We start from the raw sequence: 10188 nt of genomic DNA, 5'->3' as shown, positions 1-10188 counted from the left end.
CTCTGGGCAGTCCCACCGTGCAAGTAGCTGGAGACGGACGGGCACCCGGTGGAGGCGCGGTGCGCCGGGAAGGCGGCCGATGAGGTCGAGTTGCTCAAGGATCGGCGATCGGCACGAGGAGTAGAAGCTGGGATGGCCGACCGTCATCGCCGCCGTCCGCCAGCGCTCGCCGACGTCCGCTGCCCACATTCTGCCCACATCAACACCAGAGGCCCTCCCGATCCGAAGATCGAAAGGGCCTCTGAACTGCTACTTCACAAGTAGCGGGGGCAGGATTTGAACCTGCGACCTCTGGGTTATGAGCCCAGCGAGCTACCGAGCTGCTCCACCCCGCGTCGGTGTCTCAACTCTACGTCAGGCACGCCGAGCGTCCAAATCGGTTGCCTGGTCAGGGGCCGTGACCGTCGTCACGGCCCCGTCGGTGGGCACCGGCAGCCGGGACGTCCGACGCCCGGCGCGCTGCGCCACGACGACGCCCAGCACGACGACCACCCCGCCGACCGGCTCGTACCAGTGCAGCCGCTCCCCGAGCACGACGATCCCCAGCAGCACCCCGACGAGCGGCGTCAGGTACGTGACCGTGGACGCCCGCTGCGGCCCCCAGGCGTCGATGATGCGGGCCATCCACACGTAGGCGAGCCCGGTGCCGAGCGCGCCGATCGCCAGCATGGACAGCACGACCGACCACGTCAGCTGCACGGGGCCCGTCGCGACGACCGGCGCCGCGAGCGTGAGCAGCAGCGCACCGGCCGTCACCTGGCCCGCGGCCACCGTCTCCGGCGGCAGCCGCAGCGGGACGACGAAGCGACGCTGGTACGTCGTCCCCAGCCCGTAGCAGGCCGTCGCCCCCAGGCACGCGAGCACCGCCGGCAGGGGTGCGGCGGTCGCGACCTGCGCCAGGTACGCCCACGGCCCGACCACGACGACGACACCGACCCCGCCGACCACCAGGCCCAGCCGCTGCACCGCGGTGAGCCGCTCGACCGGCAGCAGCACGGCGACGGCGGCGGCGGTCATCAGCGGCGTCGTCGCGTTGAGGATGCTCGACAGGCCCGACGCCAGGTGCTGCCCCGCCCACGCGAACAGCAGGTACGGCACCATGCACAGCAGCAGGCCGAGCACGGTGAGGTGCCCCCAGGTCCGCCGGTCCCGCGGCCACGCCCGACGCGCGACGACCATGACGACGACCAGCGTCAGCGCCCCCAGCAGCAGGCGCGACAGCGCGACCTGCGCCGGCGAGAGACCCTCGAGCCCGACCTTCATGAAGAGGAAGCTCGAGCCCCACACGAGCGCCGCCCCGAGGTACTGGGCCAGGACGCGGTTGTCAGCGGTCACGCCCTGAGCGTCCCCCACACCACCGACACGCGACAAACGTGCCGCCGTCGCGGTCGCGGCCCGTGACGCGGCGACGCCCGCCGCCCGCACCCCGGGGGGGGGTCGGACGGCGGGCGTCGCCGGTCGTCAGCGGTCAGCCCGCCAGCTGCTCCTCCGCGGCGATCGCGTCGGCGATCGCCTGGTCGAGCCGGTCCTGCGCCTCGCCGTACGCGGCGAAGTCGCGCTCCGCGAGCGCGGCCTGCCCGTCGACGATCGCCTGCTGCGCACGCTGCAGGGCGGCCTCGAGCGCGGCGCGCGCGTCCGGATCCGCCGTGGTCGGCCCGGGTGCCGGCGTGGCCGGGCCGGTCGGCTCGGCGGTGGGGTCCGCCGTCGGGTCGTCGCCCGGGTCGTCCCCGCCGGGGGCCGGCACCGGTCCGGCGCCGGCGTCACCGGCGTCCGCACCGGAGTCGCCGCCGAAGACCTGGTCGAGCGCGCCGTCGAGCGTCTCGGCGAACCCGATCTCGTCACCGAAGGACACGAGGACCCGCTGCAGCAGCGGGAACGTGGTGCCGCTGGCCGCCTGCACGTACACGGGCTGCACGTACAGCAGCCCGCCGCCCACGGGCAGCGTCAGCAGGTTGCCGCGCCGCACCGTGGAGTCCCCGCGCTGCAGGATGTTCAGCTCGTTCGACACGACCGGGTCGGCCGTGAAGTTGGCGCTCGCCTGCCCCGGCCCGGGGACCGTGGAGTCGCGCGGCAGCTCGAGCAGGCGCATCTTGCCGTACGTCTCGGAGACCTCGCCCGGGGTGTTGCCGGCCTCCGCGTCCACCGCGAGGTACCCGGTGAGCACGTTGCGGGCGTTGCTCCCGCCCGGGATGAAGGTCGACATCAGTGAGAACGTCGCCGTGTCCTCCCCCGGCATCTGCAGCGTCAGGTAGTACGGCGGCTGCGGGACGTCGGAGTTGGTCGCGGTCGGGTCGGCCGGGTTCTGCCAGAAGTCGTTCCCGGAGAAGAAGCCGGCCGCGTTCGTCACGTGGTACTGGCCCAGCAGCGCCCGCTGGACCTTGAACAGGTCCTCCGGGTACCGGATGTGGCTCATGAGGTCGCCCGTGATGTCGGACATCGGCTGCAGCGACGTCGGGAAGACCTTCGTCCACGCCTGCAGGATCGGGTCCTCGGTGTCCCACGCGTACAGGTCGACCGACCCGTCGTAGGCGTCCACCGTGGCCTTCACGGAGTTGCGGATGTAGTTGACCTGCTTGGGCAGCAGCGCCTGGACGGTGCTGCTGCGCTCGGTCAGCGAGTCCGTCGTGGCGTCCTCGAGCGAGCGGACGGCCGCGTACGGGTACTGGTCCGACGTGGTGTAGCCGTCGATGATCCACTTGACGCGCCCGTCGACCACCGCGGGGTACACCCGACCGTCGAGGTCGAGGTACGGCGCGACCTTCGCGACGCGGTCGCGCGGGTCGCGGTCGTACAGGATCTGCGAGTTCTCGTTGACGCGCTCGGAGAAGAGGATCTGCTCGTCACCGAACTTCAGGGCGTAGAGCACCTTGTGCCACAGGCTGCCGACCTCGGGGCCGGCCGAGTCCTCCTGCGTCGGGAACCGGAACGGCACCGAGCCCGTGCCCGTGTCGTCGTCCGGGTAGTCGAACTCCCAGCCGTCGGTGCCCTCGGGGCCACCCACGATCGAGTACTCCGGGGAGGACTGCCCGAAGTAGATGCGCGGCTCGTACTCGCCGAGCTGGCCCTGCGAGGGGATGCCGCCCTCCCAGAAGGCCGGCGCGCCGCGCGCACCGCGCGTGTTGCCGTAGGCCGCCACGACGCCGAACCCGTGGGTGTACACGGTCGTGTCGTTGGTCCAGTTGCGCTGGCCGGCGTTCAGGCCGTTGAGGTCGAGCTCGCGGACCGCGATCACGGTGTCGCGGCTCTCGCCGTCGATCGTGTACCGGTCGACCGACAGCGAGTCGGGGAAGTCGTAGAAGCCACGGATCTGCTGCAGCTGCTTGAACGACGGCGAGACGATGTTCGGGTCGAGGAGGCGGATCGAGGCGGTCGTCTCGGCGTTCTCCCGCAGCGCGCCGGGCTCGGCCGTGACGTTCGCGTCGTACTCGCTGAACTCCACGTCGTCGAGCCCGTACGCCTGCAGGGTCGCGTCGATGTTGCGCTGGATGTACTCGGACTCCGCGTCCTGCTGGTTCGGCTGCACCTGGAAGCGCTGCACGATCGCCGGGTACACGCCGCCGACGACGACCGCCGCCACGACCATGAGGCCCACGCCGATCGCCGGCAGCCGCCAGTTCCCGCTGAACGCGGTCGCGACGAAGGCGGCGGCGACGACCACGGCCGCGACGGCCAGGATCGCCTTGGACGGGATCACCGCGTGCACGTCGGTGAAGCCGGCGCCCTGCCAGCGCTGCTCCCCCGTCTGCTGCTTCGTGAGGATGGAGTAGCGGTCCAGCCAGTAGCTGGCGGCGATGAGCAGGAGCAGCAGCGCGCCCAGGACCGAGAGGTGCACGCGCGTGGAGCGCGTGGTGCGCGGCCCGCCGGCGCCACCGCCGATGCGCAGGCCGCCGTACAGGTAGTGCGTGGCGACGGCCGCCACGGTCGAGAGCACCAGGACCGCCATGAGGAAGGACACGACGAACCGCAGCCCCGGCAGCGTGAACAGGTAGAAGCCCAGGTCGATGCCCCACTGCGGGTCCACCACCCCGACCTCGTCACCGTTGAGCCACAGCTGCACGGTGCTCCACTGCTGGGACGCGGCACCACCGGCGAAGAGGCCCAGGACGATCGGGCCGACGACGAGCACGAGCCGGCGCAGCGGCTCGATCGCCTCGCGGTACTGGTCGAGGTTGGCCTGCTCCTGCGTCGACGGCGCGTACACCGGACGGGAGCGGTAGCCGTAGCTCAGGGAGAAGCCGACGCTCGCGGCCATGATCCCGAAGCCGAGGACGAAGAGCAGGCCGCGCGTCAGCCACTCGGTGCGCAGCACCTCGGTGAACCCGAGCTGGGAGAACCACAGCACCTCGGTCCACACCTGGGCGAGCACGAGCAGCAGGACCACGAGCACGCCGAGCGTGATCAGTGTCGGGACCAGCGGGCCGCGGCGGCGCGGCGCGACAGGTCGAGGGCGGGGCGGGGAGGCGAAGGTCACGGCGTGGCGTTCCTCGAGGGTCGGCGGGCGGCGGGCGCGACGCGCGCCCTCCGGCTGACGAACGGACGCGACGGCTCCCAGGTTCCCACAGGGTGCGACGATGGGCGCGTGAGCACGACCCCCGCCCCGCCGCCCACCGACGACACCTCCCCCGAGGCCCGCGCCCGGCGCGCGCTGGCCGACGCGGTGCGCGAGATCGAGCACCACGTCGCCACCGCCGGGTGGGACGCGCCCGTGCGCGTCTTCGCGCTCGTGCGGACCCAGGCCGCGCTGCAGGCCGAGCCGGGGCTCGCGGACCAGCTGACCCCCGAGGTGCTCGCCGCGGCCCGGGCCGACGACCAGCACCTGACGTCCGTCGAGCAGGAGGGGCTGCCCGCCGCCGAGGACCTCGAGCAGCTGCTCGGAGGGCTGACCTGGCCGTCCACCGTGCACGGTGCCGCGGTGACGGTGGAGCGCGTGGTGCTGCCACCGGGCGTCGAGGAGGACCTGCCCGACGACCCCGACGCCGCCCTGGCGGCCCTCCTGGCGCACCCGCAGCGCCAGGACGTGCGCCTGGCGGTCGGTGCGTTGCGCGCCGGGCCGTCCTGGTGCGCCGTGCGCACACGCGCGCACGACAGCGACGACGCGGTCGGCCAGGGCCCCGAGCTGGTGCCGGGCCTGGTGGACGCGGTGCGCGCGACCCTGGAGTGAGCGCGGTCCGCTAGCCGGCGGTGCAGGTGGGCAGGTCGTCGGCGTCACCCGCGCCGATCGCGACCATCGCCTCGCGGGCGTCCCGCAGGGTGGCGACCTCGACGACCCGCAGGCCGTCCGGGACGTGGCCGACGACCTCGTCGCAGTTGTCCGCCGGGGCCAGGAACCACGCGGCACCGTCACGGACCGCACCGGCGAGCTTCTGCCGGATGCCACCGATGGGGCCGACGGCACCCGTGACGTCGATCGTGCCCGTGCCGGCGATGACCACCCCCGCGGCCTCGTCCTCGGGAGTCAGCAGGTCGACCAGGCCGAGGGCGAACATCGTGCCGGCGCTGGGACCGCCGATGCCCTCGATGTTGATCCGCACGTCGACCGGCATGTCGAAGGAGGGGTCGATGAAGACGCCGATCTGCGCCCCGCCGCCCTCCCGCTCGCTCGTCACCACGGACACGTCCTCGCTGCGCGCGTGGCGCGTGACGGTGAGCGTCACGGTGTCCCCCGGTGCGACGTCCGCCAGCCGACCGACGAGCGTCTGGTAGTCCGGCAGCGCCACCCCGTCCATCGCCGTCAGCACGTCGCCCTCCTCGAGCTTGCCGTCGGCGTCCGTGCCCTCCACCGTCCCGGCCACGACGAGGGTCGCCGGGACCTCGTAGCCCAGCTCGACGAGCGCCGCCACCGTGGCGTTCTCCTGCGAGGAGACCATGAGGCCCGCGTTCGACTCGTCGATCTCCTCCCGGGACACGTCCTGGGGGTAGACGTCCTCGACGGGCCGGACCACGGAGGACGGCGAGATCCAGCCGCGCAGCACGTTGAGCGCGTACGCGGGGTAGCCCGGACCGCCGACGCCGGAGATCGTCGTCAGCCGCAGCTCGCCGGTCGACGGGTACGTCGGCGCACCCTCGACCTCGATCAGCGGCTCCCCGTCGACCTCGCCCAGCACGTCCCTGGTCGGGCCCGGACCGTTGACCGCGTACGGCGCCGGCATGACCGCCAGCACACCCACCAGCACGGACGCGGCGAGCATGCCGAACGACTGGACCACCGCGCGCGGCGTCGGCCGGGGCACGGGCGACCCCTCGCCGGGCTCCTCGGCGTCGCGCGGGCGCGGGTCGTCGGCGGGGTCGTCCGGCGGGATCTGGTCGAGCACGAGGACGATCATCCCTCACCGGGCCGCACGGTCCGCGCAGGCCGGGTGTGCGCCGTGAGCGAACCCGGGCCGCGCACCCGCCGACCCCCGCCGGTGCGCGGTTACCGTGGTGCTCCCCGGCCACCCAGGAGGCCCGCATGAGCCCCGACGTCCCGTCCCCCGACGGCCCCGACGGCCCGCCGCAGTGGGAGCAGATGCTCCGTGCGATGCTCGGCCCGGCGGCCGACGACGCGATCCGCGAGATGCGCGAGATGGGCGTCGACCCGGCGGCGATGGCCGCCGCGTCCGGCCTGCCCTCGGACCCGGTCGCGCTGCAGCAGGCGCTGTCCCAGGTGCAGAGCATGCTCGCAAGCTCCGGCGACCAGCCGGTCAACTGGCAGATGGCCCACGACCTCGCCCGGCAGCAGGCCGCGGTGGGCGGGGACCCCGCCCTGTCGCTGCGCCGCGCCAAGGACGTGCGCGACGCGCTGTCGGTCGCGGAGCTGTGGCTCGACGCGGCGACGGACCTGCCGCCGGCACCCGGGACCGCCCACGCGTGGAGCCGCGCCGAGTGGGTCGAGGCGACGCTGCCGACGTGGCGGACCCTGACCGAGCCGGTCGCGGCGTCCCTGTCGGCAGCGCTGGCGGGGGCGCTCGGCCCGGCGATCGGCGAGCTCGGCGGTGCGCTGACCGCGGTGCCGGGCGACGACGCGGCAGGCGACCCGACCCAGCTGCTGCGCGGCCTGGGGTCGGCGGTGTTCGGGCTGCAGGTCGGCCAGGCGGCCGGCACCCTGGCGCGCGAGGTCTTCGGGACCACCGACATCGGCCTGCCGCTGCTGGAGCACCCCTCGCCCGCGCTCGTCGCCGCCAACGTCGACGAGTTCGCCGAGGGGCTCGACACCCCGCTGGAGGAGGTGCGGCTCTACCTCGCGCTGCGCGAGGCCGCCGCGAGCCGGCTGTTCGCCCACGTGCCCTGGCTGCGCGCGCACCTGCTCGACACGGTCGCGGAGTACGCCCGCGGCATCGCGATCGACGTCGACCACCTCGAGGAGGCGGTCGCCGCCATCGACCCCACGGACCCGACGGCCCTGCAGGAGGCGCTGTCCGGAGGTGTGTTCGCCCCGCAGACGACACCGGCGCAGCACGCCGCGCTCGCGCGGCTCGAGCACGCGCTGGCGCTCGTCGAGGGGTGGGTCGACGAGGTCGCCACCACCGCGGCCGCACCTCACCTGCCGCACGCCGTGCAGATGCGCGAGATGGTGCGCCGCCGCCGCGCCGCCGGCGGCCCGGCCGAGCAGACGTTCGCGAGCCTCGTCGGCCTGGAGCTGCGGCCCCGCCGGCTGCGGGACGCCGCGACCGTGTGGGCGCACCTGACGACCACGCGCGAGGTCGCCGGGCGCGACGCCGTGTGGGCGCACCCCGACCTCGTGCCCACGTCCGAGGACCTCGACGACCCGAGCGGGTACGACGCGCGTCGGCAGGCGGCGGTCGACGAGTCGGCCGACCTCGACCGCGCACTCGCGCAGATCCTCGACGACGCCGACGGTGACGCTGCGGGCGACGGCTCGTCGGGACCGCAGGCGACCTGAGCCGCTCCCGTCAGCCCGCGGGCGGCGCCGGGTCCGGGTCGTCGTCCGCGGGCTCGTCGGGCGCGTCGTCGTCCGCGCCGTCTCGGGCGAACGCGCACCCCTCGAGGAACCCCCGGGCGCGCTGCGTGTGCGGGTAGCCGGCCAGCTCGGCCCAGAACGCCTCGCCGTGACCGGGCTGGAGCAGGTGCGCGAGCTCGTGGAGCAGCACGTAGTCCAGGACCCACCGCGGCATGCCCTGCACGCGGTCGGAGATGCGGATGGTGCCCTCCGACGGGGTGCACGAGCCCCACCGCCGTCCCTGGTTGGACGACCAGCGCACGCTCGTCGGCACGGCGCGACCCCCGAGGTAGCGCCGCGACAGCTCGGTCGCGCGCGCGACCAGCTGCGCGTCCGAGGGACGCCGCCGACGCTCCTGCGCCGCCAGGCGCTCGACCATGCGTCCCACCCACTCGCGCTCCTGCGCGCGGGTGAACCGGGCCGGGATCGCCACGATCGTGCGGCCGCCCTCGCGCCACGCGCTCACCGTGCGGGCACGACGGCGGGACCGGCGCACCTCGACGACCGGCGCGGGACCGGCCGCGTCGAGCGGCGCCGAGGCCTGCAGCCCCACCTCGTCGCGGCGTGCACCACCGCGCGGCGTCGCCCCACGCGATGTCGGCACCCTCGCACGCTAGCGCGCACCGCAGGTGGCAGGCCCGACGACACCCCGGTTCACCCCGACGCCGCCGTAGGAGCCGTCGCGCACCGCCCGTGCGCGGGCAGGGCGCGCACTACTGTGTGAGCGCACGGCGGCCGTCATGGTCCCCTGCCCCGGGCGCGATGCCACGCCCGGTGAGGAGCACGAGGAGGGACCACATGGCCGACACCTGGGCGGGCGAGTTCTACTGCGTGAAGTGCAAGGAGAAGCGGGAGACGGAGGGCGACGTCGTCGTCTCCGAGTCCGGCCGCCGGATGGCCAAGGCCGTCTGCCCGGTCTGCGGCACCAAGCTCAACCGGATCCTCGGCAAGGCCTGAGACCCGGCCCGGGTCGCCTCGGCCCGGTCACGACACCCACGAGGGCACCGTCGCGTGCGACGGTGCCCTCGTCGTGCCGGGACGCCCCTGCGCTGGTCCTGTGGACGACGCCCGATGCGCCCGTCTGCGCGGTGCCATGGTGGCGCCGTGACCCGCGCGACCCGTGCACCCGTCCTGCTGCGACCCGGCCTGCGTGTCCTGCCGCGCGCGGACGACGAGGTGCAGGTGGGCACGGACCCGCGGTGGGCCGTGCGGCTCGTCGACCTGCGGCCTGCCGAGGTCCGCCTGTGGACGTCCGTCGACGACGCGACCGACCTGGCACGGCTGCCCGCGCGGGCCCGTGCCGCCGGTCTCGACCCCGACGCCGTCGCCGCGACCGTCGGCGAGCTGCAGCGCGCGGGGCTGACACGGGCACGTCCCGAGCCCTCGGCGGCCGTCCGCGGGCCGGCCGCCGCCGACGCGACGGCGTGGTCCCTGCTGCAGCCGGACGCGACGGGCGACGCGGTCGTCGCCGCGCGAGCCGACGCGGTGGTCGGGCTCGTCGGGCTCGGCCCCACGGGGCTGGGGATCGCCCGTCAGCTGGCGGTGGCGGGCGTCGGCACGCTGCTGCTCGACGACGACGCACCCGTGCGCTCCCCGGACGTAGCCGGCGGCACGCACCGCTGGGCGGACGTGGGCACGGCCCGGTCCGTGGCCGCGCGCCGGGTGCTGCGTGACGCGGCACCCGGTGTGCGGTGCGACGGCGACGCCGTGCCGGACGTGGTCGTGGTCGTCGAGCACGACGCCGCCGACCCGGTGCGTGCCGCCCGGCTCGTCGCCGAGGACGTCGTCCACCTGTCGGTCGTCCTGCGCGCGGCTGACGCCGTGGTCGGGCCGCTCGTGCGCCCGGGGACGGACCCCTGCCTGCGCTGCCTCGACCTGCACCGCGCCGACGCCGACCCGGGCTGGCCCACCGTGCTCGGCGCCCTCACCGGGCCCACGGCGAGCGGCTCACCGGCGACCGGTGAGGTCGGCGTGCTGGCCGGGTCGTGCGCGGCGATCGCCGCGGCCCAGGTCCTCGTGCTGCTGGCGGGAGGCGTGCCCGCGCTGTGCGGCGCCACGACGGAGATCACCCTGCCCGGCCTGGTCGCGGTGCAGCGCCGCTGGGCCACGCACCCGGCGTGCGGGTGCCGCGTGCCGCCGCGCACGACGGACGCCGGGCCGCGCGAGGCGTGACCTCGCGCGACCCGGCGTCGCGGACCGTCGGCGGGTGCCGGCGGTGATGGGGTGCAGGGCGCGGACCACGGCGGTCGCCG

Annotated in this window: 8 protein-coding genes and 1 tRNA gene; 4 read left to right on the top strand and 5 right to left on the bottom strand. The window is 74.9% G+C overall.

Going from position 1 to position 10188, the window contains the following annotated elements:
• Nucleotides 1-261: 261 nt before the first annotated feature.
• The 3 genes from Cph01nite_RS17495 to Cph01nite_RS17485 form a co-directional block, all read right to left on the bottom strand.
• A tRNA-Met gene (locus Cph01nite_RS17495) sits at nucleotides 262-335 on the bottom strand.
• 19 nt (nucleotides 336-354) lie between these two features.
• Entirely contained in the window at nucleotides 355-1335 is a 981-nt protein-coding gene (locus Cph01nite_RS17490) for a DMT family transporter (RefSeq protein WP_203676042.1), read from the bottom strand.
• A 133-nt stretch (nucleotides 1336-1468) separates the two neighbouring features.
• Nucleotides 1469-4471, bottom strand: a complete 3003-nt coding sequence (locus Cph01nite_RS17485; protein ID WP_203676040.1) for a UPF0182 family membrane protein — start codon at nucleotides 4469-4471, stop codon at nucleotides 1469-1471.
• A 108-nt stretch (nucleotides 4472-4579) separates the two neighbouring features.
• Between Cph01nite_RS17485 and Cph01nite_RS17480 the strand changes: the two genes are divergently transcribed.
• A complete protein-coding gene (locus Cph01nite_RS17480) occupies nucleotides 4580-5161 on the top strand; it encodes a PPA1309 family protein (RefSeq protein ID WP_203676038.1) in 582 nt (193 codons plus the stop codon).
• Between the two features lie 10 nt (nucleotides 5162-5171).
• Here the strand turns inward: Cph01nite_RS17480 and Cph01nite_RS17475 are convergent, their stop codons facing one another.
• Entirely contained in the window at nucleotides 5172-6323 is a 1152-nt protein-coding gene (locus Cph01nite_RS17475) for a YlbL family protein (RefSeq protein WP_203676036.1), read from the bottom strand.
• A 125-nt stretch (nucleotides 6324-6448) separates the two neighbouring features.
• On the opposite strand from Cph01nite_RS17475, the gene Cph01nite_RS17470 reads away from it, so the two are divergent.
• Nucleotides 6449-7879 carry a zinc-dependent metalloprotease gene (locus Cph01nite_RS17470; protein ID WP_203676034.1) on the top strand — a complete coding sequence of 477 codons (1431 nt, stop codon included), beginning with the start codon at nucleotides 6449-6451 and terminating at the stop codon, nucleotides 7877-7879.
• 10 nt (nucleotides 7880-7889) lie between these two features.
• On the opposite strand, the gene Cph01nite_RS17465 is transcribed toward Cph01nite_RS17470, so the two are convergent.
• Nucleotides 7890-8483: a M48 metallopeptidase family protein gene (locus tag Cph01nite_RS17465; protein ID WP_203676048.1), complete on the bottom strand. Its 594-nt coding sequence runs from the start codon at nucleotides 8481-8483 to the stop codon at nucleotides 7890-7892.
• A 251-nt stretch (nucleotides 8484-8734) separates the two neighbouring features.
• Between Cph01nite_RS17465 and Cph01nite_RS17460 the strand changes: the two genes are divergently transcribed.
• Nucleotides 8735-8893: a DUF5679 domain-containing protein gene (locus Cph01nite_RS17460; RefSeq protein WP_089798585.1), complete on the top strand. Its 159-nt coding sequence runs from the start codon at nucleotides 8735-8737 to the stop codon at nucleotides 8891-8893.
• Nucleotides 8894-9040: 147 nt separating this feature from the next.
• Nucleotides 9041-10108 (top strand): ThiF family adenylyltransferase, encoded by a 1068-nt coding sequence (locus tag Cph01nite_RS17455; protein WP_203676032.1) that lies wholly within the window; start codon nucleotides 9041-9043, stop codon nucleotides 10106-10108.
• Nucleotides 10109-10188: the final 80 nt, after the last annotated feature.

Source organism: Cellulomonas phragmiteti (assembly GCF_016862775.1).
GTDB classification, from domain to species: domain Bacteria; phylum Actinomycetota; class Actinomycetes; order Actinomycetales; family Cellulomonadaceae; genus Cellulomonas; species Cellulomonas phragmiteti.
The sequence above is the reverse complement of the archived record's forward strand: the minus strand, read 5'-3'. Positions and strand labels throughout refer to the sequence as shown.